The organism is Streptomyces sp. NBC_01257 (assembly GCF_035917255.1).
GTDB lineage: Bacteria > Actinomycetota > Actinomycetes > Streptomycetales > Streptomycetaceae > Streptomyces.
On sequence record NZ_CP108472.1, the window covers coordinates 7,971,743 to 7,995,414 of the forward strand.

Below are 23,672 nucleotides of genomic sequence, written 5' to 3' on the forward strand. Positions count from 1 at the left end.
CACGTTACCGACTGGTCGGTACGGTCCGGAACCCCGGGGAGCCCGTGATGTCCGCCGCAGGGCAGAGGGCAGGAAAGGTGGGGTTCTCGTCATTGCGGCCATCCGCGGGGCCGCCGAGGATGGCGGGCATGAAGCAGCGATCCGTACTCGTCGTCCTCTTCGACGGCATCCAGAGCCTCGATGTGACCGGCCCCATGGAGGTCTTCGCCGGCGCCTCCCGGTTCCCGGAGGTCTCGTACGAGCTGCGCACCGCCTCGCTGGACGGCGCCCCGGTCCGCACGTCCAGCGGCCTCACCCTGGTCCCCGACGGCACCCTGGCCGACGCCGGTCGACCGCACACCCTCCTCGTCCCCGGCGGACAGGGCACCCGCGCCCCGGACTCCGCCCTCGTCGACTGGCTCCGGACGCACGGGCCGGACCCCGAACGGCTCGTCTCCGTGTGCAGCGGTGCGCTGCTGCTCGCCGCGGCCGGACAGCTGGACGGGCACCGGGCGACCACCCACTGGAACGTCTGCGACCACCTGGCCCGCAGTTACCCGGCCGTCGAGGTCGACCCCGAGCCGATCTTCGTGCGCGACGGCAGGATCGCCACCTCGGCCGGAGTCACCGCGGGCATCGATCTCGCCCTCGCACTCGTCGAGGAGGACCATGGCCGGGACGTGGCCCTCACGGTCGCCCGTCATCTCGTGGTCTTCCTGCGCAGACCCGGCAACCAGGCCCAGTTCAGCGCCCAGCTCACCGCCCAGACGGCCCGCCGCGAACCGCTGCGTGCCGTCCAGCACTGGATCACCGAGCACCCGGGCGAGGACCTGTCCGTGGACGCGCTCGCCGCCCGCGCCCGGCTCTCCCCGCGCCACTTCGCCCGCGCCTTCCAGACCGAGACCGGCATGACGCCCGGCCGGTACGTCGACCGCGTCCGCCTGGAACAGGCCCGCCGGCTCCTGGAGGACACCACCGACGGTGTCGCCGGGATCGCGCGGGCCTGCGGCTACGGCACACCGGAGGCGATGCGGCGGGCGTTCGTCAAGGCCCTGGACGCCGCGCCGGCCGAGTACCGGCGGCGCTTCACCTCACGCCCGGCGGGCGAGCCGTCCGTCCGGCCCGGCACCACCGACTCCCTCGGTCACTGACCGAAAGAAAGGCAGACCGTCACCATGCAGATCGCCATCGTCCTCTTCGACCGCTTCACCGCGCTGGACGCCGTCGGAACGTACGAGATCCTGTCGCGCGCACCCGGCGCCGAGACCGTGTTCGTCGCCGAGTCGGCCGGCGGGGTGCGCAACGACAGCGGCAGTCTGACCCTGGTCGCCGACCGGACGTTCGACGACGTCCCGGCGCCCGACCTGGTCATCGTCCCCGGCGGCCCCGGCCAGAGCGCCCAGATGGACAACGAGAGGCTCCTCGGCTGGCTGCGCCGGGCCGATGCCACCAGCACCTGGACGACCTCCGTCTGCACCGGCTCCCTGCTGCTCGCGGCCGCCGGGCTCCTGGACGGACGGCGCGCCACCTCGCACTGGCTCGCCCTGGAGACCCTGAAGGAGTACGGCGCCGAGCCGACCGGCGAACGCGTGGTCACCGACGGCAAGTACGTCACCGCCGCGGGCGTCTCCTCGGGCATCGACATGGGCCTCACCCTGCTCGGCCGCATCGCCGGCGACCGGCACGCCCAGGCCGTTCAGCTGCTGACGGAGTACGACCCGCAGCCGCCCTACGACGCGGGATCCCCGGAGAAGGCCCCGGCCGAGATCGTGGAGGAGTGGCGCGCCAGGAGCCGCTTCATCCTTCGGTAGCGGCGGCGGGCCGTTCGGTGGGGGTGCCCACGTCGTCCGGCCAGCTGAAGCGCGGTGTGCGGCGCTCCAGGAAGGCGGCGACCCCTTCCGCGGTGTCGCCGCTGCGGCGCGCCTGGTCCGCCCAGTGGGCGTCCCGGTCCTCGCGCCCCGCCGCGAACTCCTTGGCCGCGGCCTGGGTCAGCCGGGACCGGGACACCAGGGTGCGTACGTACGCGCCGACCCGCTCCGCCAGCTCACCGGCGGGCAGCACCTCGTCCACCAGACCGGTCCGCAGTGCCCGCTCCGTCCCGATCAGCTCGCCGGAGAACAGCAGGTGCTTGGCCGTCGCCGGGCCCGTCAGTGCGACGAGCCGGCGGGTCGACGACGCGGCGTAGACGATCCCGAGCTTCGCCGGGGTGACGCCGAACGACGCGCCCTCCTCCGCGAACCGCAGATCGCAGGCGGCCGCCAACTGGCTGCCCCCGCCCACGCAGTAGCCGCGCACCGCGGCGAGCGTGGGCCGGGGGAAGGCGGCCAGGGCCTCCTCGGCCGCCACGGCGAGCCCCTGCGGGGAGCCCGAGGCGTCCCGGAGCGAGGAGATGTCCGCACCCGCGCAGAAGGTGTCGCCGGCGCCGGTCAGCACGAGGGCGCGCACCGACGGGTCGGCGGCCAGTCCTTCGAGCAGCACGGGCAGCGACTGCCACATGGCGGCCGTCATCGCGTTGCGCTTGGCGGGATTGCTGATGACGACGGTGGCGACGCCGTCCGCGACGGTGTGCACGAGGGCGGGCTCCGTACGGTCCATACGCCGGATGCTATCCATGCTGTTCGAACCTATGATCAAGGAGGGGTCGCGAAGCAGGAACGCACCCTGAGGAGTACGTGGTGGCCGATCCCGTGAAAGAGGGCAGGAAGCTCAACCGCAGTTTCAGCGGTCTGGCACTGCTCGGCATCGTGCTCGTCGTCGCCGGCCTGGTCGGTCTCGTGTACACGGGCGTCGCCACGCTCACCTCGATGATCCTCTTCGGTTGGCTGCTGCTGATCGGCGGCCTGGTCGGGCTGCTCCACGCGGTCCAGTCGCGCGGCACCAGCTACTTCTGGCTGGGCGTGGTGGTCGCCGCGCTGAACATCGCCGCCGGAGTCGTCGTGATCCGCCACCCCCACGGCACCGCCGAGGCGCTGACCATGTTCGCCGCGCTGCTCTTCCTGACGGGCGGGGTGTTCCGCCTCGTCGGGAGTGTCGTGGTGCGGGGTCCCCAGTTCGGCTGGACGCTGCTGCAGGGCGCCTTCGGGCTGCTCCTGGGGCTGCTCGTCCTCTTCGACTGGCCGCACAGCAGTCTCTACGTGCTCGGCTGCTTCTTCTCGCTCGCCCTGCTCTTCGACGGGCTGGGGCTCATCGCGATCGGCGTCGGCGGCCGCCGGATCGTCTCCATGGTCTCGGACAGGATGGTGCCCGAGGAGGAGACGGACCCACTCCCGGAAGAAGACCAGAAGCGGTCCGAAAGCTGACGCAGTCACACCAACTCGGTCAAGTTCCGTCGATAGGAGTCGACTTCTGTTCAGTGGTACGGACCGGACCGATTACGCCCCGCACCCTGTACTCGACGTGCAGTCACCATTCGAGTGGAGAGCGGGTACCGGACTATGGAGAGCCGCGGGAGTGTCCCCGCCCGGCCCGTGTCGTACGAGGGGGTCTGGCGGTTCACCGCCCCGGCCACGGACGTCTCCGTACCCCAGGCCAGGCACGCCGTACGCGATCTGCTGCACCGCCAGGGCGTGCCCCTGGACGAGGACATCGCCCAGGGTCTGCTGCTCATCGTCTCCGAGCTGGTGACCAACGCCGTGAAGCACGCCGCGCTGCTCTCGCCCGAGCTCGCCGTCGAGGTCGCGGTGGGCGCCGAATGGATCAGGGTGTCCGTCGAGGACAACCACCCCTACCGTCCGACGGCACTGGAGACGGACTACGCGCAGACCGGCGGGCGGGGACTGCTGCTGGTGCGCGAGATCACCCGGGAAGCCGGCGGCAGCTGCGACGTGGAGCACACCGCGGGCGGCGGAAAGGTCATCTGGGCGGCGCTGCCGCTCACCACCGCCCTCTGACCCTTCCGCACCGGCGTCCGCCGCTACCAGCCGGCGGCCGGCCCGGTCAGCTCCCGGATCGCGGGACGCGCGGCGTCCAGCACGGTCATGAACCAGGCGGAGAACGGCGCCTCGGCGTGACGCTCGGCGAGCTCACCCGCCGTCACGAAAGCCGTCTCGCCGACTTCCTCCGGATCGGGCCGCAGCCGCTCCTGCGCCATCCCCACGAAGAGGTGGTTGAACTCCTGCTCCACCAGGCCCGACGCGGGGTCCGGGTGGTTGTAGCGGACCGTGCCCGCCTCGGCGAGCAGCGAGGGCGAGACGCCCAGCTCCTCGTACGTCCGCCGGGCGGCGGCGGCGAAGGGCGCCTCGCCCGGGTACGGGTGACCGCAGCAGGTGTTGGACCAGACACCGGGGGAGTGGTACTTGCCGAGCGCGCGACGCTGCAGCAGCAGCCGCCCCTGCTCGTCGAACAGGAACACGGAGAACGCCCGGTGCAGTTGACCGGGCGCCTGGTGAGCGGCGAGCTTCTCCGCCGTGCCGATGGTGGTGCCGTTCTCGTCGACCAGTTCGAGCATGATCGCTTCTGCTGTGCCGTTCGACGAGCTGTTCGCCGCGGTGGCTGGTGTGGTCGGCATACCCATCCTTCGCTATGGTCCCGGCCCCGTGCGCCGGTCCCGTCGAGTCTGCTCAAGTCTGCCGTACAAAAGCGGCTTGTCCGCACTTCGGGTCCTGGCATGTCCGGTCCCGCAGCACAGCCCGGGCGCGGCGGGACCGGACGGCGCGTCAGACCCCGAAAGCGGCCGGATACTCAATCGTGCCCTGCGGAACGGGCGCGGAATCATCGAGGACCAGAGCCATCATCGCCTCGTCCGGAACCTCGAAACCCGGCCGGATTCCGTACCGCGACGCGGGCACGAAGCCGAACTTCGGGTAGTACTCGGGATGACCGAGCACCAGGACGAGTGACTCCCCGCGCATCCGTGCGGCATCGAGCAGGGCCCGCACCACGGCTTGCCCCGCGCCCTTGCGCTGATGCTCCGGGGCGGTGGCCACCGGGGCCAGTGCCAGGGCGGGGGCTTCCCCGACCCGGCAGCGGGTGAGCAGGGCGTACGCGGCGAGTGAGCCGTCAGGGGCCTCGGCGACGTACGAGAGACCGGGCAGCCAGGCCGACGGGTCCGCGCGCAGGGCGTCGACCAGACCGGCCTCCGCCTCCGTCGGGAACGCCGCGGCGTTGACCGCGTGCACGGCGGCGAGGTCCGCGGCCGTCTCGGGACGGGCCGGCCAGCCGGCGGCGCCGGTGTCGTGGGGGAAGAGAGTGCGATCGGTCAACGTGGGAAACCCTTGGGGGATGGAGGTCGTACACCTCTGCGAAAACCTACACCCCGGGTCAGTGGCAGAGCTTCGCCTCGTGCTCGGCATGGCCGCTCGGCTCCAGCTGGAAGGTGCAGTGCTCGACGTCGAAGTGGTCCCCGAGACAGCCCTGGAGTTCATGGAGGAGCTTCTCGTGCCCGATCGAGTCGAGCAGTTCCTGGTGCACCACCACGTGGGCGGAGAGGACCGGCATGCCCGAGGTGATCGTCCAGGCGTGCAGGTCATGGACGTCCAGCACTCCGGGCAGGGCCGTGATGTGGTCGCGCACCTCGCCCATGTCGACGCCCGGGGGCGCCGACTCCAGGAGCACGTTCAGCGTCTCCCGGAGCAGCTTCACCGTGCGCGGCACGATCATGAGGCCGATGACCAGCGAGGCCGCCGGGTCCGCGGCCTGCCAGCCGGTCGCCATGATGATGCCCGCCGAGACCAGGACAGTCACCGAACCCAGGGTGTCGGCGAGCACCTCCAGATAGGCGCCGCGCACATTGAGGCTGTCCTTCTGTCCGCGTACCAGCAGCGACAGCGACACCATGTTCGCGACCAGGCCGACCAGGGCGAAAGCGATCGTCAGCCCGCCCCGGGTCTCGGCCGGGGTGATGAAGCGGTCCACCGCCTCGAAGAGCAGATAGCCGCCCACCCCCAGCAGCAGCACACAGTTGGCCAGCGCGGCGAGGATCTCGGCGCGGGCGTAGCCGAAGGTGCGGTTGGGGCCGGCCGGCTTGTTGGCGAAGTGGATCGCCAGCAGCGCCATGCCCAGCCCGAGGGAGTCGGTCGCCATGTGCGCCGCGTCGGCGATCAGCGCGAGAGAGCCCGACAGCACACCGCCGACGACCTCCATGACGGTGACCGCGAGCGTGATCCCCAGGGCGATCCGCAGCCGTCCGCGGTACGCGGCGGCCGCGGTGCCGGTGGGCGGCGGCCCGCCGTGCGCATGTCCGTGATCGTGCCCTGCCCCCATGGGGACGCCTCCCGGTCGTCTGCGGATCCGGACGCGAACGGCCCGGACACTGCCAGTGAACTACGGGTGGGGGGTATCGGGCAACACGGCACTGAACACCGTTGTCAACTGCTCTGACCTGCGGAAATGCTCGCAGGTCAGAGCGGCGGGCCGACCCCCGTGGCCGGCTAGGGCGCCACCGGCTCCGGGTGGTGCAGCAGCCAGCCCCGCCAGGCCGACTCGACCATCTCGCGGACCCCGTGCCGGGCGGTCCAGCCCAGCTCGCCGGAGATCCGGTCGCACGAGGCGACCGCCTTCGCGGCGTCCCCGGGGCGGCGCGGCTCGGTCTCCGGCTTCAGGCCGCGGCCGGTGACCTCCGCCACCAGGTCGGCCAGCTCCCGCACCGAGACGCCCTCGCCGCGGCCGATGTTCACCGTCAGGTCCCCGGGCACGTCCTGCCCGGCCAGCCGGCGGGCGACCGCCAGGTGCGCGTCGGCCAGATCGGCCACGTGGATGTAGTCGCGGATGCCCGTGCCGTCGGGGGTGGGGTAGTCGTCACCGAAGATCCGCGGTGCCTCGCCGCGGGTCAGCCGGTCGAAGAACATCGGGATCACGTTGAAGACACCCGTGTCCGACAGCCGGGGCTCGGCGGCGCCCGCCACGTTGAAGTAGCGCAGACAGCCGGTGGACAGCCCGTGCGCCCGCCCGGCCGCCCGCACCAGCCACTCGCCGGCGAGCTTCGTCTCGCCGTACGGATTGATGGGGGCGCAGGGAGCCTCCTCGGTGATCAGCTCCGCCTCCGGTACGCCGTAGACCGCGGCCGACGACGAGAACAGGAAGCTCCGCACCCCGGCGGCCGCGACGGCCTCCAGCAGGACGTTCAGCCCGCCGAGGTTCTCCCGGTAGTACAGCAGCGGCTCCTCGACGGACTCACCGACCTGCTTCTTCGCTGCGAGATGCACCACACCGGTCACCTCGTGCTCCGCCAGCACCCGGTCCAGCAGCGCACGGTCGGCCACCGGGCCCCGGATCAGCGGGACGTCGTCCGCGAGCCGCTCCGGATTGCCGGTCGACAGGTCGTCGAGCACGACCACCCGCTCCCGGGCCGCCGTCATCGCCCGCACCACGTGTGCCCCGATATATCCCGCTCCGCCTGTGATCAGCCATGTCATGCGGGTCAGACTAGGGGCTTTCCGGCGGCGTTTTGTCAGGCGAGGCGGCCATCGACGATGATGATCGCGGACGGCGCCGCATGATGCCGGTCCGCCCGGAACGGAGCACAAACGGGCAGTGAACTCCCGCTTCCGTTCATCCGATAGCCTCTGCCGACATGCCGCCGGCCGCATTCATGGCCGCACTGTCGCGCGCCGACCCGTGTCAGCACCAAGGAGTGAGTTCGTCTGTCGACCGCCATTCTCACAGGTGCTCCGGTACCCGGATCTCCCCTCGAGGACGATCTGAGGTCACTGGGCTTCGACGTCCGGGCCGCCGCCGATGTCACCGAGGCCGCGAAGCTGCTGTCCGCGGTGCCGGCCGACAGCCGCGTCGCCCTCGTCGACCCCCGTTTCGTCGGCCACGTCCACGCCCTGCGGCTCGGACTGACCGACCCCCGCTTCCCCGCGGCCACCGTGCCCGGAGCGCTCACCGCGCAGCCCGAGGCCCGCTCGGCCCTGGTCCGTGCCCTGCGCACCACCACCGAGGCGGTCGGCGCGGGCGTCCCCGCCGGCCCGCCCGGCAGCACCCTCGAAGTGACCGACCGCACCGTGCCGGGGCGGCTCGCCGCCACCATGGACGCCGAGGGCACCGCGGTCCAGCGTCCGGAGCTCGGCTCGCTCGTCGCCGCAGTCCCCGCGGACGAGGCCGCAAGGGCCGCCGCGCGGTCCGGTACCGAGGCGGTCGACGAGGAAGCGGTGCGGCTGCGCAGCGCGGTGAAGGCCCGCGACGGCTTCTTCACCACGTACTGCATCAGCCCGTACTCCCGCTACCTCGCCCGCTGGTGCGCACGCCGCGGCTTCACCCCGAACCAGGTCACCACCGCGTCCCTGCTCACCGCGCTGGTCGCGGCGGGCTGCGCGGCGACCGGCACCCGCGGCGGATACGTCGCCGCCGGGCTGCTCCTCCTCTTCTCCTTCGTGCTGGACTGCACCGACGGGCAGCTCGCCCGCTACTCGCTGCAGTACTCCACGATGGGCGCCTGGCTGGACGCCACCTTCGACCGGGCCAAGGAGTACGCCTACTACGCCGGCCTCGCACTGGGCGCCGCCCGCGGCGGCGACGACGTCTGGGCGCTGGCGCTCGGCGCGATGGTGCTCCAGTCCTGCCGCCACGTCATCGACTTCTCGTTCAACGAGGCGAACCACGACGCGGTCGCGAACTCCAGCCCCACCGCCGCCCTCTCCGACAAGCTCGACAGCGTCGGCTGGACGGTCTGGCTGCGCCGCATGATCGTCCTCCCGATCGGTGAGCGCTGGGCGATGATCGCGGTGCTGACCGCGGTGACCACCCCGCGGATCGTCTTCTACGCCCTGCTCGTCGGCTGCGCCTTCGCCGCCTGCTACACCACCGCGGGCCGGCTCCTGCGCTCGCTGACCCGCAAGGCCCGCCGCACCGACCGGGCCGCCCAGGCCCTCGCGGACCTCGCCGACTCCGGCCCGCTCGCCCAGTTCGTCGCGGCCCGCGGCCCCCGCATCCCCGGCGCCTGGAGCGCCCCGGTGGTGGCCGTCGTCGGCACCGGTGCGCTGATCGCCGCCGCTCTGCAGCAGCCGTTCGGCAGCCGCCAGATGATCGCCGCCGCGGTGTTCTATGCGATCTGCTCCGGCATAGCCGTGGCCCGCCCCCTCAAGGGCGCACTCGACTGGCTCGTGCCCCCGGTCTTCCGGGCGGCGGAGTACTGCACGATCCTCATCCTGGCCGCGCGGAGCGATATCGACGGAGCGCTTCCCGCGGCCTTCGGCCTGGTTTCGGCGGTCGCCTACCATCACTACGACACGGTGTACCGCATTCGGGGCGGCACCGGCGCCCCGCCCCAGTGGCTGGTCCGCACGATCGGCGGGCACGAGGGCCGGACCCTGGTGGTGGCCGTGTTCGCCGCCGTCCTGACGGGGCCCTCCGACTTCACCGTGGCTCTCACCGCCCTCGCGGTGGCCGTGGCCCTGGTCGTCCTGGTGGAGTCCATCCGCTTCTGGGTGTCCTCCGGGGCACCCGCCGTTCACGACGAAGGAGAACCCGCATGATCGGCCTCGTACTGGCAGCCGGCGCAGGACGGCGACTGCGCCCCTACACCGACACGCTCCCCAAGGCCCTCGTGCCGGTGGACGGCGAGAAGACCGTCCTCGACCTCACGCTCGCCAACTTCGCCGAGATCGGGCTCACCGAGGTCGCGATCGTCGTCGGCTACCGCAAGGAAGCCGTCTACGACCGCAAGGAGGAGCTGGAGGCGAAGTACGGCCTCAAGCTCACCCTCGTCGACAACGACAAGGCCGAGGAGTGGAACAACGCCTACTCCCTGTGGTGCGCCCGTGAGGTCCTCAAGCGCGGTGTGATCCTCGCCAACGGCGACACCGTGCACCCCGTCTCCGTCGAGCGGACCCTGCTGGACGCCCGCGGCAAGGGCCAGAAGATCATCCTCGCCCTCGACACGGTGAAGAGCCTCGCCGACGAGGAGATGAAGGTCATCACCGACGGCGACAAGGGTGTGCGGCGGATCACGAAGCTGATGGACCCGGCCACCGCAACCGGCGAGTACATCGGCGTCACCCTCATCGAGGCCGAGGCCGCCGAGGAGCTCGCCGACGCACTCAGGGCGACCTTCGAGCGCGACCCGGACCTCTACTACGAGGACGGCTACCAGGAGCTCGTCAACCGCGGCTTCACCGTCGACGTGGCCCCCATCGGCGAGGTGACCTGGGTCGAGATCGACAACCACGACGACCTCGCGAAGGGCAGGGAGATCGCGTGCCAGTACTGACCCGGCTCATCCCCTCCCCGGTCTTCGTCGACATCAGCCGGGGCGCCATGGACGACCTGGCCGGCCTCCTCGCCGACCAGCGGATCTCCGCCTCCGGCAAGCTCGCGATCGCGATCAGCGGCGGCTCGGGCCAGGCCCTGCGCGAGAAGCTCGCACCGGCCCTGCCGGGCGCCGACTGGTACTGCGTCGCCGGCGGCAACATCGACGCCGCCGTGAAGCTGGCCGACGACATCAAGGGCAAGCGGTACGACGCCGTGGTCGGCCTCGGCGGCGGCAAGATCATCGACGTCGCGAAGTACGCCGCGGCCCGGGTGGGCCTCCCGCTCGTGTCGGTCGCCACGAACCTCGCCCACGACGGCCTCTGCTCGCCGGTCGCCACCCTGGACAACGACAACGGCCGGGGCTCCTACGGTGTCCCGATGCCGATCGCCATGGTCATCGACCTCGCGGTGATCCGCGAGGCCCCGGACCGCTTCGTGCGCTCCGGCATCGGTGACGCGATCTCCAACATCTCGGCGATCGCCGACTGGGAGCTCTCGCACCAGGTCAACAACGAGCAGATCGACGGACTGGCCGCCGCCATGGCCCGTACCGCGGGCGAAGCCGTCCTGCGCCACCCCGGCACCGTCGCCGACGACGAGTTCCTCACCGTCCTCGCCGAGTCGCTGGTTCTTTCCGGCATCGCCATCTCGATCAGCGGCGACACCCGCCCGTCGTCCGGCGCGTGCCACGAGATCAGCCACGCCTTCGACCTGCTCTTCCCCAAGCGGGCCGCCAGCCACGGCGAGCAGGTCGGCCTCGGCGCCGCCTTCGCCATGCACCTGCGCGGCGCCCACGACGACTCCGGGCTCTTCGCCGACGTGCTCCGCCGGCACGGACTGCCGGTCCTGCCCGAGGAGATCGGCTTCACCGTCGACGAGTTCGTGCAGGCCGTCGCGTACGCCCCGCAGACCCGTCCGGGACGCTTCACGGTCCTGGAGCACCTCAACCTGTCCACCGACCAGATCAGGGACGCGTACGCCGACTATGCCAAGACCATCAGTAGCTGAACTCCGCCCTGTCGTTCACCCCCCGGGCGTCAAGGACCGGCGCAGCGGCGAACACTGGGCGGGCCGGATCTACATGCGCGAGGTCTCGCTGCGTGTGGACCGGTATCTGGTGAACACCAAGGTGACGCCCAACCAGCTCACCTACCTGATGACCGTCGCCGGTGTGCTCGCCGCCCCGGCCCTGCTCGTGCCCGGCATCCCCGGCGCGCTGCTCGGCGTCCTCATGGTCCAGCTCTATCTGCTGCTCGACTGCGTCGACGGCGAGCTCGCCCGCTGGAAGAAGCAGTTCTCGCTCGGCGGGGTCTACCTGGACCGGGTCGGCGCCTACCTCTGTGACGCGGCCGTGCTGGTCGGCTTCGGCCTGCGCGCCGCCGACCTGTGGGGCACCGGACGGATCGACTGGCTGTGGGCCTTCCTGGGCACGCTCGCCGCGCTGGGCGCCATCCTGATCAAGGCCGAGACCGACCTGGTCGGGGTCGCCCGCCACCAGGGCGGGCTGCCGCCGGTCAAGGAGGCGGCGTCCGAGCCGCGCTCCTCCGGCATGGCGTTCGCCCGCCGGGCCGCCGGTGCGCTCAAGTTCCACCGGCTGATCCTGTGTGTCGAGGCCTCGCTGGTGATCCTGGTCGCGGCCGTCCTGGACGCCGTCCGGGACGACCTGTACTTCAGCCGCCTCGCGGTCGCGGTACTGGCCGGCATCGCCCTGCTGCAGACCCTCCTCCACCTCGTGTCGGTCCTGGCATCGAGCAGGCTGAAGTGAGCACCCCCATGAAACTCGGCGCGGTCATCATCACGATGGGCAACCGCCCGGCCGAGCTGCGCGCCCTGCTCGATTCGGTCGCCGGACAGGACGGCGACCGGATCGAGGTGGTCGTCGTCGGCAACGGCTCGCCCGTCCCGGACGTCCCCCCGGGCGTCCGGACCGTCGAGCTGCCCGAGAACCTGGGCATCCCGGGCGGCCGCAACGTGGGCATCGAGGCCTTCGGGCCCTCCGGCGCCGACGTCGACGCGCTGCTCTTCCTCGACGACGACGGCCATCTGCCGCTCACCGACACCGCGGAGCTGTGCCGGCAGGCGTTCGAGGCCGATCCCAAGCTCGGCATCATCAGCTTCCGGATCGCCGACCCGGACACCGGCGAGACCCAGCGACGCCACGTGCCGAGGCTGCGGGCCGCCGACCCGCTGCGCTCGTCGCGCGTGACGACGTTCCTCGGCGGTGCCAACGCCGTACGCACCCGCGTCATCGCCGAGGTCGGCCCGCTGCCGGGCGACTTCTTCTACGCGCACGAGGAGACCGACCTCGCGTGGCGGGCGCTGGACGCCGGCTGGCTGATCGACTACCGCGCGGACATGGTCCTCAACCACCCCACCACGGCCCCGTCCCGGCACGCCGTCTACCACCGCATGGTGGCGCGGAACCGGGTCTGGCTGGCCCGCCGCAACCTGCCCGCGCCGCTGGTCCCGGTGTACCTCGGGGTGTGGCTGCTGCTGACGCTGCTGCGCAGGCCGTCGGGCCCGGCCCTGAAGGCGTGGTTCGGCGGCTTCCGGGAAGGCTGGTCGACACCCTGCGGACCGCGCCGTCCCATGAAGTGGCGTACGGTGTGGCGGCTGACCAGACTAGGCCGCCCTCCGGTGATCTGAGAGGGTCCGCCTCTGGGAGCATGAGGCGTAAATTTTCTTGACGGGACCTGTCCGCCCTGAGCCGCGCCCGCGACTGGCTGCGCGTTTTGAATACGAGAGTTTCATCTGGTGAGTGACACAACCCATGAAGGTGCTGTTGCGTTGAGCACCCCGCCCTCGGCCGACGCCGGCCTGAGCCCTGCCGATCTGGCCGCCAAGTACGGCCTGACGGTCAGCGGTGCGCGGCCCGGACTCTTCGAGTACGTGCGCCAGCTCCGCGGGCGACGCCACTTCATCATGGCGTTCTCCCGGGCGAAGCTGACCGCTCAGTACAGCCAGGCCAAGCTCGGCCAGCTGTGGCAGGTGGCGACCCCGCTCCTGAACGCGGCGGTGTACTTCGTCATCTTCGGCCTGATCCTCGGGACGAAGAGGGGGATGGGGTCCGAGGTCTTCATCCCGTTCCTGGTGACCGGGGTCTTCGTCTTCACCTTCACCCAGAGCTCGGTGATGGCCGGGGTCCGCTCGATCTCCGGCAACCTGGGGCTGGTGCGGGCGCTGCACTTCCCGCGTGCCTCGCTGCCCATCTCGTTCTCGCTCCAGCAGCTCCAGCAGCTGCTGTACTCGATGATCGTGCTGGTCGCCGTGACCGTGGGATTCGGCAGCTATCCGAAGCTGTCCTGGCTGCTGGTGATCCCCGCGCTGGCGCTTCAGTTCCTCTTCAACACCGGACTGGCGCTGATCATGGCGAGGCTCGGGTCCAAGACCCCCGACCTGGCTCAGCTGATGCCGTTCATCATGCGGACCTGGATGTACGCCTCCGGAGTCATGTTCTCCATCAAGGAGATGCTCGCCGACAAGCCGGCCTGGATCACCGACGTGCTGCAGTTCAACCCCGCGGCCATCTACATGGACCTGATCCGGTTCGCGATGATCGACGGATACGGCTCCGAGAACCTGCCGGCGCACGTCTGGGTGGCGGCTCTCGGCTGGGCGCTCGTGGTGGGCGCGGCCGGCTTCGTGTACTTCTGGAAGGCAGAGGAGCGGTACGGCCGTGGCTGACGACAACACCGCGGGGCGCGTCCCCACCGTGATCGCCGACGATGTGCACATCGTGTACCGAGTCAACGGCGGCGGCGGTGGCAAGGGCGGCGCCACCGCGGCACTGAGCCGGATACTGCGCCGCGGCAAGGGCGAGGAGCGCGGGGTCCGCAAGGTGCACGCCGTGCGCGGCGTCTCCTTCACCTCCTACCGGGGCGAGGCCATCGGTCTCATCGGGACCAACGGCTCCGGCAAGTCCACCCTGCTGCGGGCCATCGCCGGACTGCTGCCGACCGAGCAGGGGAAGGTGTACACGGACGGCCAGCCGTCGCTGCTCGGGGTGAACGCGGCCCTGATGAGCGATCTGACCGGCGAGCGCAACGTCGTGCTCGGCGGCCTCGCGATGGGCATGAGCCGCGAGGAGATCCGCCAGCGGTACCAGGGCATCGTCGACTTCTCCGGCATCAACGAGAAGGGTGACTTCATCACCCTGCCGATGCGGACGTACTCCTCCGGTATGGCCGCCCGGCTGCGGTTCTCCATCGCCGCCGCCAAGAACCACGACGTCCTCATGATCGACGAGGCGCTGGCCACCGGTGACCGCAAGTTCCAGATCCGCTCCGAGGCGCGCATCCGGGAGCTCCGCAAGGAGGCCGGCACCGTCTTCCTGGTCAGCCACAGCAACAAGTCGATCAGGGACACCTGCGACCGGGTGCTGTGGCTGGAGAAGGGCGAGCTGCTGATGGACGGCCCGACCGACGAGGTCCTCAAGGCGTACGAGCGGGAGACCGGCAAGTAGCGCGTCCCTTCCGGGCACGCACAGCGGCGGCCCCTGCCGGACTCTTCCGGCGGGGGCCGTTCGTATGTCCGTCACCTGCGACGGACGACGGCCGACGGGTTTCGGACATGCACGGCTCGTCGTACGGCGCCCGGCAAGATCTCCTCCCGCCGGATGACGTCAATTTCCTTGCGCAAGGGGAAAGTTGACCGAGCGAGGCGCGCACTTGCTGCGCGCCCCACACCCCGGCGTATGGATGAGCGTTGTACAACGTAAGCTGTACCGGTGCTGATTCGTTGCAAGTGGGGCGATACCGCCTGGGTGGACGGCCCGTAGCCGTCCTCCGCACTCGGGAGAGCGGGCGGCGTGTCCGGAATGGGATGTTTTGGGTCAGCAGTGTAGAACGGGAGATGTGACGGCTATGACGGAAGATCTCCAGCTCCGAGGTGCTCACGCCGTCCCCGCGCAGGGCGGTCCGCAGTGACCCGTACCCGGCAGGCGCGGCTTGATTCCGCCGTACCCGGAACTCTTGACAAGGCCGCCGACGAGAACTTTCCGGTGGCACCCTTCTTCCTGCCCCGCGCCTGGCGCGACGACCTGATGGCGGTCTACGGCTTCGCCCGCCTCGTCGACGACATCGGTGACGGCGACCTCGCCCCCGGCGGCGCCGACGCACGGCACCTCGGTCTCGACCCGGCCGAGGGCGAGGACCGTCTCGCGATGCTCGACGCGCTGGAGACGGACCTGCGAAGGATCTTCGCCACCACCGGCGGGACCCCGCACCACCCCCTCCTGCAGGCACTGCGCCCCACCGTGCGGCGCCGCGCCCTCACCCCCGAACCCTTCCTCGGTCTCATCGAGGCCAACCGGCAGGACCAGAAGATCCGCCGCTACGGGACGTACGAGGAGCTCCTCGCCTACTGCGAGCTCTCCGCGAACCCCGTCGGCCGGCTGGTCCTCCAGCTGACCGGAACCGCCAGCCCCGAACGCGTCCGCCGTTCCGACGCCGTCTGCACCGCGCTGCAGATCGTCGAGCACCTGCAGGACGTCGCCGAGGACCTCGGCCGTGACCGGATCTATCTGCCGGCCGACGACATGGCCAGGTTCCACGTCACCGAATCCGACCTGGCGGCGCCCTCCGGGAACGCGTCGGTGCGGTCGCTGGTCGCGTACGAAGCGGAACGCGCCCGAGATCTGCTGAATGAAGGCACCCCTCTGGTGGGTAGCGTCCACGGCAGGCTCAAGCTGCTTCTCGCCGGATTCGTGGGAGGGGGGCGTGCCGCCCTCACCGCGATCGCGGCCGCCGGGTTCGACGTACTGCCCGGACCGCCCAAACCCACCAAGCCCAGCCTGCTGCGCGAGGTGGGAGTTGTCTTGCGAAGAGCGCGTAGAGAGGGGTGAGCCGGACCGTGGAGGGACAGACGACGTATATGTCGGCACCGGTACAGGCCGCATACAGTTACTGCGAGGCGGTCACCGGACAGCAGGCGCGTAACTTCGCGTACGGCATCCGGCTGTTGCCCCTGGAGAAGCGACAGGCCATGTCGGCGCTGTACGCCTTCTCCCGCCGGGTCGACGACATCGGTGACGGAGAGCTGGAGCCGGAGACCAAGCGGGTCCGCCTGGAGGGCACCCGCACACTCCTGGACCGGATCCGCGACGGCGCGGTCGACGAGGACGACACCGACCCGGTGGCCGTCGCGCTCGCCGACGCCGCCCGCCGCTTCCCGCTGCCGCTCGAAGGGCTCGACGAGCTCATCGACGGTGTGCTGATGGACGTGCGCGGCGCGACGTACGAGACCTGGGACGACCTCAAGATCTACTGCCGCTGCGTCGCGGGCGCCATCGGCCGCCTCAGCCTGGGCGTCTTCGGTACGGAACCCGGCGCGCCGGGCGCCGAGCGCGCCTCGGAGTACGCCGACACGCTCGGCCTCGCGCTCCAGCTGACGAACATCCTGCGCGACGTGCGCGAGGACGCGGGCAACGGGCGCACCTATCTGCCCGCCGACGACCTCGCCAAGTTCGGCTGTTCCGCGGGCTTCCACCGCGCCACCCCGCCGCCCGGCTCGGACTTCGCGGGCCTGGTCCACTTCGAGGTGCGGCGCGCCCGTGCCCTGTTCGCCGAGGGCTACCGGCTGCTGCCCATGCTCGACCGGCGCAGCGGCGCCTGCGTGGCGGCCATGGCCGGCATCTACCGCAGGCTCCTGGACCGGATCGAGCGCGACCCCGAGGCAGTACTGCGCGGCCGGGTCTCGCTCCCGGGCCATGAGAAGGCGTACGTGGCGGTGCGCGGCCTGTCGGGTCTCGACGCACGCCACATTTCGCGGCGCACCACCAGGGGGCGTGTCTGAATGCGCCACACGGACATCTCACGCACCATGTGCATCATGGATGATCACTCCGTACGGCGGGCAACCTCGCGCCGCACGGTTGCGTCCCTGACTGAAAAGACCTGGCGAGAGGGGGACGCATGACCGACGACGCGCCGCGTTCCTCCCGCGCGGTCGTGATCGGCGGCGGCCTCGCCGGCATCACGGCGGCGCTCCGCCTCGCCGACGCCGGGCTTGACGTGACCCTGCTCGAAGGCCGGCCCCGGCTCGGCGGTCTCGCCTTCTCCTTCCGGCGCGGCGAACTGACCGTCGACAACGGCCAGCACGTCTATCTGCGCTGCTGCACTGCCTACCGCTGGTTCCTCGACCGGGTCGACGGCACCCGCCTCGCACCGCTGCAGAACCGTCTCGACGTGCCGGTTCTCGATGTCGGACGGCCCTCGGGCCCGCGCCTGGGACGGCTGCGCCGCAACGCGCTCCCGGTGCCGTTCCACCTCGCCGCCGGACTCGCCGGATATCCGCACCTCTCGCTCGTCGAGCGGGCGAGCGTCGGACGCGCCGCGCTGGCCCTCGGCCGGCTGGATCCGGACGACCCCGCACTCGACGACATCGACTTCGGCAGCTGGCTGGCCCGGCACGGCCAGTCGCCCCGCACCGTCGAGGCCCTCTGGGACCTGGTCGGCGTGGCCACGCTCAACGCCACCGCGCCGAACTCCTCCCTCGCGCTCGCCGCGAAGGTCTTCAAGACCGGACTCCTCTCCGAGCCCGGCGCCGCCGACATCGGCTGGGCGTCCGTGCCGCTCGGGGACGTCCACGACACACTGAGCCGCAAGGCCCTGGACTCCGCCGGTGTCCGCACCGAACTGCGGACGAAGGCCGGCGCGCTCACGCGCACCGACGACGGGCGCTGGGTGGTCGACACCGGCGCCGAGCGGATCGAGGCGGACACCGTCGTGCTGGCCGTGCCGCAGCGCGAGACCCACGACCTGCTGCCCGAGGGCGCGCTCGACGCCCCGGAACGGCTGCTGGAGATCGGCACCTCGCCGATCCTCAACGTGCACGTCGTCTACGACCGCAAGGTGCTCAGGCAGCCGTTCTTCGCGGCGCTCGGCTCCCCGGTCCAGTGGGTCTTCGACCGTACCGAGGCCTCCGGTCTCGCTGGCCCCGGCCAGTACCTCGCGGTCTCCCAGTCCGCCGCCGGCGAGGAGATCGAGCTGCCCGTCGCCGAGCTCCGCGCCCGCTACCTCCCCGAGCTGGAGCGGCTGCTGCCGGCCGCCCGGGGAGCCGGGATCAGGGACTTCTTCGTCACCCGGGAACGCACGGCGACCTTCGCGCCCGCGCCCGGCGTCGGCAGGCTGCGACCAGGGACGCGCACCCGCGCACCCGGCCTCTTCCTGGCCGGCGCATGGACCGCCACCGGCTGGCCCGCCACGATGGAGGGTGCCGTCCGCAGCGGTGCCGGCGCCGCGGACGCCGCACTCCTGGCGCTCGGCCGCCCCCACGAACATCCGCTGCAGGAGGCGGCATGAGCAGTACCACCGGAACAAGAGGAGAGTCAGTGACCCCGGCGAATCCGGCTTCCGACACCGTGGCCGAGACCACGGACGTCACCGCGCTTCTGGAGCGCGGACGGGCCCTTTCCACGCCGGTGCTCCGGGCCGCCGTCGACCGGCTCGCACCGCCGATGGACACCGTGTCCGCCTACCACTTCGGCTGGATCGACGCCCAGGGCAGGCCGTCCGACGGCGACGGCGGCAAGGCCGTCCGCCCGGCCCTGGCCCTGCTGTCCGCCGAGGCGGCGGGTGCCGCGGCCGAGGCCGGCATCCCCGGCGCCGTGGCCGTCGAACTCGTGCACAACTTCTCGCTGCTGCACGACGACCTGATGGACGGCGACGAGCAGCGGCGCCACCGCGACACGGTGTGGAAGGTGCACGGTCCCGCCCAGGCGATCCTGGTCGGCGACGCGCTGTTCGCGCTGGCCAACGAGATCCTGCTGGAGCTCGGCACCGTCGAGGCGGGGCGCGCGGCCCGGCGGCTGACCACGGCCACCCGCAAGCTCATCGACGGGCAGGCCCAGGACATCTCCTACGAGCACCGCGAGCGGGTCACCGTCGAGGAGTGCCTGGAGATGGAGGGCAACAAGACGGGCGCCCTGCTCGCCTGCGCCTGCTCCATCGGCGCGGTGCTCGGCGGCGCCGACGACCGCACCGCCGACGTCCTGGAGGCGTACGGCTACCACCTCGGCCTCGCCTTCCAGGCGGTCGACGACCTGCTCGGGATCTGGGGCGACCCGGAGTCCACCGGCAAGCAGACCTGGAGCGATCTGCGCCAGCGCAAGAAGTCCCTGCCGGTCGTCGCCGCGCTCGCCGCGGGCGGACCGGCCTCGGAGCGCCTGGGCGAGCTGCTCGCCGCCGACGCGAAGAGCAATGACTTCGACAGCTTCTCCGAAGAGGAGTTCGCCGCCCGTGCGGCGCTCATCGAGGAGGCGGGCGGCCGCGAGTGGACCGCCCAGGAGGCCCGTCGTCAGCATGCGGTCGCCATCGAGGCGCTGCACGGTGTCGACATGTCCGAAACCGTGCGGGCGCAGCTCACGGCGCTCGCGGACTTCGTCGTCGTACGAAAGAGATGATGACCATCCCCTCCATATAGCTCGCAGTCGCCGGCCGGTGCCCGTCACGGGCGCCGGCCGACGGAGACCCCAGCACAGCAGAGGACCAACTGCACGAAGGGGAAGCCATGACAGCGACGACCGACGGAAGCACCGGGGCCGTGGACCCCCGCGCAGCCTCGGCCAGCAGACCGACAACCGAATCGACGATCGCCGCGGACGACGTACTCGCCGCCGCGCGGCGGGCCGCGGAACGCTCGGTGGAGCATCTCCTCGGCAGGCAGGACGAGCAGGGCTGGTGGAAGGGCGACCTCGCCACCAACGTCACCATGGACGCCGAGGACCTCCTGCTCCGGCAGTTCCTCGGTATCCAGGATCCCGCCACGGTCCAGGCGGCCGGCCGCTTCATCCGCGGCGAGCAGCTCGGCGACGGAACCTGGGCCACCTTCCACGGCGGCCCCGGGGACCTCTCCGCCACCATCGAGGCGTACGTGGCACTGCGCCTGGCGGGGGACCGGCCCGACGACGCGCACATGGCCCGCGCCGCGGGCTGGGTCAGGGAACAGGGCGGGATCGCGGCGAGCCGCGTGTTCACCCGGATCTGGCTGGCCCTCTTCGGCTGGTGGAAATGGGACGACCTGCCGGAGCTCCCGCCCGAACTGATGTTCTTCCCCAAATGGGTCCCGCTCAACATCTACGACTTCGGCTGCTGGGCCCGCCAGACCATCGTGCCACTCACCGTCGTCTCCGCGAAGCGGCCGGTCAGACCCGCCCCCTTCGCCCTGGACGAGCTGCACACCGACCCGGCCGAACCGAACCCCGCCCGGCGCCCCGCACCCGCCGCCAGCTGGGACGGCGTCTTCCAGCGCCTCGACAAGGCGCTGCACCTCTATCACCGGTTCGCCCCGCGCAGACTGCGCCGGCTCGCCATGAACGCCGCCGCCCGCTGGATCATCGAACGCCAGGAGAACGACGGCTGCTGGGGCGGCATCCAGCCACCCGCCGTCTACTCCGTCATCGCCCTCCATCTGCTCGGCTACGACCTCGACCACCCGGTGATGCGGGCCGGACTCGAGTCGCTCGACCGGTTCGCGGTCTGGCGCGAGGACGGCGCCCGCATGATCGAGGCGTGCCAGTCCCCGGTCTGGGACACCTGCCTCGCCACCATCGCGCTCGCCGACGCCGGGGTCGCCCCCGATCACCCGGCGCTCGTGAAGGCGGCCGACTGGATGCTCGACGAGGAGATCGACCGGCCCGGCGACTGGTCCGTACGCAGGCCCCAACTGGCCCCCGGCGGCTGGGCGTTCGAGTTCCACAACGACAACTACCCCGATATCGACGACACCGCCGAGGTGGTCCTCGCGCTGCGCCGGATCCGGCACCCGGAACAGGCGCGGGTCGAGGCCGCCATCGAACGCGGTGTGCGCTGGAACGTCGGCATGCAGTCGCGCAACGGGGCCTGGGGCGCCTTCGACGCCGACAACACCAGCGCCTTCCCCAACCGGCTGCCGTTCTGCGACTTCGGCGAGGTCATCGACCCGCCCTCCGCCGACGTCACCGGGCACGTGGTGGAGATGCTCGCCATCGAGGGCCACTCCCGGCACCCCGCCACCCGCCGGGGCATCGAGTGGCTGCTCGCCGAACAGGACGCGGCCGGCGGCTGGTTCGGCCGCTGGGGCGTCAACTACGTCTACGGCACGGGGTCGGTGGTGCCCGCCCTGGTCGCCGCCGGAATCGCCCCCACCCACCCCTCGATCCGCCGCGCGGTGGGCTGGCTGGAATCCGTCCAGAACGACGACGGCGGCTGGGGCGAGGACCTGCGCTCGTACAGCGAGGACAAGTGGATCGGCCACGGGGCCTCGACCGCGTCCCAGACCGCCTGGGCGCTGCTCGCACTCCTGTCCGCGGACCGGCGGGACACCGTGGCCGTGGCCCGCGGCATCGCCTGGCTCACCGAGACCCAGCAGGCCGACGGCTCCTGGGACGAGCCGTACTTCACCGGCACCGGCTTCCCGTGGGACTTCTCCATCAACTACCACCTCTACCGGCAGGTCTTCCCGCTGACCGCACTCGGACGGTACGTGCACGGCGACCCGTTCGCGGGCCGCACGGCGGTCCGGAAGGAGACCTGATGGGCGATGCCCCGGGGCCGGCCGGCCCCGCCGCCCCGCTGCTCATCGCCTGCGCGCTGGGCATCGAGCAGCTGGCCCTGCGCACCGGCAGGGCCAGGGCGGGCACCGCTCCGGGCCCGGTGACCGTACTGCGTACGGGCATGGGGCCCAAGGCGGCCGAAACGGCTGTGGCGAAGGCGCTCGGCGAGAGCCGGGCACTGGGTGCCGCAGTCATCGCCTCGGGGTTCTGCGCCGGGCTCGCGCCCGGTATGCACCCCGGTGACCTGGTGGTGGCCGACGAGGCCCGGCAAGCCGGGCAGGCGGTCGCCTGCACCGGCACGGACCTGCTCGCCGAGGCGCTGACCAGGGCGCTGCCCGGACGCACCGTCCACACCGGTCCGCTGACCGGCTCCGACCATGTCGTACGCGGACATGAACGGGCCGAGCTGCGGGCCACCGGAGCCATCGCGGTGGACATGGAGTCCGCCGCGACCCTGCGCACTTCCCTGCGGTCCGGGCCACGCCCGGTTGCGGCCGTACGGGTGGTCGTGGACGCTCCGGAGCATGAGCTCGTCCGCATCGGCACGGTCCGCGGTGGAATATCGGCATTCCGCGTTCTTCGTGCCGTCCTACCGGCTTTCTATGAATGGCACCGATCTTTGCTGCTCCCCAGGAGGTGAGCTAGATGGCCATGCCGCTCCGTCAGTCCATCAAGGTTGCGACGTACCTCATTGAACAGAAGCTCCGAAAGCGGGAGAAGTTCCCGCTGATCGTCGAACTGGAGCCCTTGTTCGCCTGCAATCTCGCCTGCGAGGGCTGCGGGAAGATCCAGCATCCGGCCGGAGTCCTCAAGCAGCGCATGCCGGTGGCCCAGGCCGTCGGCGCCGTGCTCGAATCCGGCGCCCCGATGGTCTCCATCGCGGGTGGCGAGCCGCTGATGCACCCGCAGATCGACGAGATCGTGCGGCAGCTGGTGGCGAAGAGGAAATACGTCTTCCTCTGCACCAACGCGATGCTGCTGCGCAAGAAGATCGAGAAATTCACCCCGTCGCCCTACTTCGCCTTCGCCGTCCACATCGACGGACTGCGCGAGCGCCACGACGAATCCGTCGCCAAGGAAGGGGTGTTCGACGAGGCGGTGGCGGCGATCAAGGAGGCCAAGCGCCGCGGCTTCCGGGTCACCACCAACTCGACCTTCTTCAACACCGACACGCCCCAGACCATCATCGAGGTCCTCAACTACCTCAATGACGACCTGAAGGTCGACGAGATGATGATCTCGCCCGCCTACGCGTACGAGAAGGCGCCCGACCAGGAGCACTTCCTGGGTGTCGAGCAGACCCGCGAGCTGTTCAAGAAGTCCTTCGCGGGCGGCAACCGGGCCAGGTGGCGCCTCAACCACTCGCCGCTCTTCCTGGACTTCCTGGAGGGCAAGGCGGACTTCCCCTGCACGGCGTGGGCCATTCCCAACTACTCGCTGTTCGGCTGGCAGCGGCCCTGCTACCTGATGAGCGACGGCTACGTCCCTACGTACCGGGAACTCATCGAGGAGACCGACTGGGACAAGTACGGCCGGGGCAAGGACCCGCGCTGCGCCAACTGCATGGCGCACTGCGGCTACGAGCCCACCGCCGTACTCGCCACCATGGGGTCGCTGAAGGAGTCCCTGCGTGCGGCGCGGGAGACCATCGGCGGGAACCGGTGATCTGACGACCGCCGGAGAGCCGGTCCCACCGGGTCTCCCCGGGCTGCCGGCCCGGCCGCAGGCGATGCGCCGCCCCTCGCGGCGCATCCAGGTCGGGTCGGTGGTGCAGATCCTGGAGTCGCTGAACCTGAAGCAGCGGCGGCTGGAGACCGTGTCCTGCCCGTCGTGCGGCCGTGCGCAGGTGGATGCGTACGAGACGAGCTGGCCGATCAGGTGAGTGCGGGTCCGGAGGGCATGGACGGCGCGGGGACACCCTCGGGGGTCCCCGCCGTCACCGTGAGCTGAAACAGGACCAGAGAGGGGGCCCGGG

The 23,672-nt window shown here is 71.2% G+C and carries 22 protein-coding genes and 2 pseudogenes; 19 read left to right on the forward strand and 5 right to left on the reverse strand.

The window, feature by feature from the left end; genetic code table 11:
- The first annotated feature begins 128 nt into the window (after nucleotides 1-128).
- Both OG408_RS34795 and OG408_RS34800 read left to right on the forward strand, forming a co-directional pair.
- A complete protein-coding gene (locus tag OG408_RS34795; RefSeq protein WP_266785514.1) occupies nucleotides 129-1,130 on the forward strand; it encodes a GlxA family transcriptional regulator in 1,002 nt (333 codons plus the stop codon).
- 24 nt (nucleotides 1,131-1,154) lie between these two features.
- Nucleotides 1,155-1,790: a DJ-1/PfpI family protein gene (locus OG408_RS34800; protein WP_266785516.1), complete on the forward strand. Its 636-nt coding sequence runs from the start codon at nucleotides 1,155-1,157 to the stop codon at nucleotides 1,788-1,790.
- On the opposite strand, the gene OG408_RS34805 is transcribed toward OG408_RS34800, so the two are convergent.
- A complete protein-coding gene (locus tag OG408_RS34805; protein ID WP_266785518.1) occupies nucleotides 1,777-2,574 on the reverse strand; it encodes an enoyl-CoA hydratase/isomerase family protein in 798 nt (265 codons plus the stop codon). The genes OG408_RS34800 and OG408_RS34805 overlap by 14 nt on opposite strands.
- 80 nt (nucleotides 2,575-2,654) lie before the next feature.
- Between OG408_RS34805 and OG408_RS34810 the strand changes: the two genes are divergently transcribed.
- Nucleotides 2,655-3,278, forward strand: a complete 624-nt coding sequence (locus OG408_RS34810) for an HdeD family acid-resistance protein (RefSeq protein ID WP_266785520.1) — start codon at nucleotides 2,655-2,657, stop codon at nucleotides 3,276-3,278.
- A 135-nt stretch (nucleotides 3,279-3,413) separates the two neighbouring features.
- On the forward strand, nucleotides 3,414-3,869 hold the full coding sequence (locus OG408_RS34815; protein ID WP_266785522.1) for an ATP-binding protein: 456 nt from the start codon (nucleotides 3,414-3,416) through the stop codon (nucleotides 3,867-3,869).
- A gap of 23 nt (nucleotides 3,870-3,892) precedes the next feature.
- Here OG408_RS34815 and idi read toward each other — a convergent pair whose 3' ends face one another.
- The 4 genes and pseudogenes from idi to galE all read right to left on the reverse strand — a co-directional run bounded on the left by idi (nucleotide 3,893) and on the right by galE (nucleotide 7,331).
- The gene (gene idi / locus OG408_RS34820; protein WP_326673648.1) at nucleotides 3,893-4,486 is read right to left on the reverse strand and encodes an isopentenyl-diphosphate Delta-isomerase; all 594 of its coding nucleotides are present in this window, start codon (nucleotides 4,484-4,486) and stop codon (nucleotides 3,893-3,895) included.
- 148 nt (nucleotides 4,487-4,634) lie between these two features.
- Nucleotides 4,635-5,135, reverse strand: a pseudogene (locus tag OG408_RS34825) (GNAT family N-acetyltransferase); the annotation flags it as partial.
- A 103-nt stretch (nucleotides 5,136-5,238) separates the two neighbouring features.
- Nucleotides 5,239-6,180: a cation diffusion facilitator family transporter gene (locus OG408_RS34830; RefSeq protein ID WP_266785527.1), complete on the reverse strand. Its 942-nt coding sequence runs from the start codon at nucleotides 6,178-6,180 to the stop codon at nucleotides 5,239-5,241.
- A 167-nt stretch (nucleotides 6,181-6,347) separates the two neighbouring features.
- Nucleotides 6,348-7,331 carry a UDP-glucose 4-epimerase GalE gene (gene galE / locus OG408_RS34835; protein WP_326673649.1) on the reverse strand — a complete coding sequence of 328 codons (984 nt, stop codon included), beginning with the start codon at nucleotides 7,329-7,331 and terminating at the stop codon, nucleotides 6,348-6,350.
- 285 nt (nucleotides 7,332-7,616) lie between these two features.
- On the opposite strand from galE, the gene OG408_RS34840 reads away from it, so the two are divergent.
- The 15 genes and pseudogenes from OG408_RS34840 to OG408_RS34910 form a co-directional block, all read left to right on the forward strand.
- Entirely contained in the window at nucleotides 7,617-9,392 is a 1,776-nt protein-coding gene (locus OG408_RS34840) for a DUF5941 domain-containing protein (RefSeq protein WP_442806154.1), read from the forward strand.
- On the forward strand, nucleotides 9,389-10,126 hold the full coding sequence (locus tag OG408_RS34845) for a phosphocholine cytidylyltransferase family protein (RefSeq protein ID WP_266785530.1): 738 nt from the start codon (nucleotides 9,389-9,391) through the stop codon (nucleotides 10,124-10,126). Before OG408_RS34840 ends, OG408_RS34845 begins: the two co-directional genes overlap by 4 nt.
- The gene (locus tag OG408_RS34850) at nucleotides 10,114-11,175 is read left to right on the forward strand and encodes an iron-containing alcohol dehydrogenase family protein (protein WP_266785532.1); all 1,062 of its coding nucleotides are present in this window, start codon (nucleotides 10,114-10,116) and stop codon (nucleotides 11,173-11,175) included. Before OG408_RS34845 ends, OG408_RS34850 begins: the two co-directional genes overlap by 13 nt.
- A complete protein-coding gene (locus OG408_RS34855) occupies nucleotides 11,153-11,932 on the forward strand; it encodes a CDP-alcohol phosphatidyltransferase family protein (RefSeq protein ID WP_266785533.1) in 780 nt (259 codons plus the stop codon). Before OG408_RS34850 ends, OG408_RS34855 begins: the two co-directional genes overlap by 23 nt.
- An 8-nt stretch (nucleotides 11,933-11,940) precedes the next feature.
- Complete coding sequence (locus tag OG408_RS34860; protein ID WP_266786611.1) at nucleotides 11,941-12,813, forward strand: glycosyltransferase family 2 protein; 873 nt, start codon at nucleotides 11,941-11,943, stop codon at nucleotides 12,811-12,813.
- 108 nt (nucleotides 12,814-12,921) lie between these two features.
- The gene (locus tag OG408_RS34865) at nucleotides 12,922-13,851 is read left to right on the forward strand and encodes an ABC transporter permease (RefSeq protein WP_266785535.1); all 930 of its coding nucleotides are present in this window, start codon (nucleotides 12,922-12,924) and stop codon (nucleotides 13,849-13,851) included.
- Entirely contained in the window at nucleotides 13,844-14,629 is a 786-nt protein-coding gene (locus tag OG408_RS34870) for an ABC transporter ATP-binding protein (RefSeq protein WP_266785536.1), read from the forward strand. The genes OG408_RS34865 and OG408_RS34870 overlap by 8 nt, the downstream gene beginning before the upstream one ends.
- Before the next feature lie 459 nt (nucleotides 14,630-15,088).
- The gene (hpnC, locus tag OG408_RS34875) at nucleotides 15,089-16,009 is read left to right on the forward strand and encodes a squalene synthase HpnC (RefSeq protein ID WP_326673650.1); all 921 of its coding nucleotides are present in this window, start codon (nucleotides 15,089-15,091) and stop codon (nucleotides 16,007-16,009) included.
- Between the two features lie 29 nt (nucleotides 16,010-16,038).
- Entirely contained in the window at nucleotides 16,039-16,959 is a 921-nt protein-coding gene (gene hpnD / locus OG408_RS34880) for a presqualene diphosphate synthase HpnD (RefSeq protein WP_266785540.1), read from the forward strand.
- A 119-nt stretch (nucleotides 16,960-17,078) separates the two neighbouring features.
- Complete coding sequence (gene hpnE / locus OG408_RS34885) at nucleotides 17,079-18,467, forward strand: hydroxysqualene dehydroxylase HpnE (protein ID WP_285564214.1); 1,389 nt, start codon at nucleotides 17,079-17,081, stop codon at nucleotides 18,465-18,467.
- Nucleotides 18,464-19,567 carry a polyprenyl synthetase family protein gene (locus tag OG408_RS34890; protein ID WP_285564213.1) on the forward strand — a complete coding sequence of 368 codons (1,104 nt, stop codon included), beginning with the start codon at nucleotides 18,464-18,466 and terminating at the stop codon, nucleotides 19,565-19,567. Before hpnE ends, OG408_RS34890 begins: the two co-directional genes overlap by 4 nt.
- A gap of 107 nt (nucleotides 19,568-19,674) precedes the next feature.
- Complete coding sequence (gene shc, locus OG408_RS34895; RefSeq protein ID WP_326673651.1) at nucleotides 19,675-21,678, forward strand: squalene--hopene cyclase; 2,004 nt, start codon at nucleotides 19,675-19,677, stop codon at nucleotides 21,676-21,678.
- Nucleotides 21,678-22,337, forward strand: a complete 660-nt coding sequence (locus OG408_RS34900) for a phosphorylase family protein (RefSeq protein WP_266785547.1) — start codon at nucleotides 21,678-21,680, stop codon at nucleotides 22,335-22,337. Before shc ends, OG408_RS34900 begins: the two co-directional genes overlap by 1 nt.
- Nucleotides 22,338-22,342: 5 nt before the next feature.
- Complete coding sequence (gene hpnH, locus OG408_RS34905) at nucleotides 22,343-23,362, forward strand: adenosyl-hopene transferase HpnH (protein ID WP_266785549.1); 1,020 nt, start codon at nucleotides 22,343-22,345, stop codon at nucleotides 23,360-23,362.
- A gap of 103 nt (nucleotides 23,363-23,465) precedes the next feature.
- A pseudogene (locus OG408_RS34910) lies at nucleotides 23,466-23,602 on the forward strand (flavodoxin-dependent (E)-4-hydroxy-3-methylbut-2-enyl-diphosphate synthase); the annotation flags it as partial.
- Nucleotides 23,603-23,672: the final 70 nt, after the last annotated feature.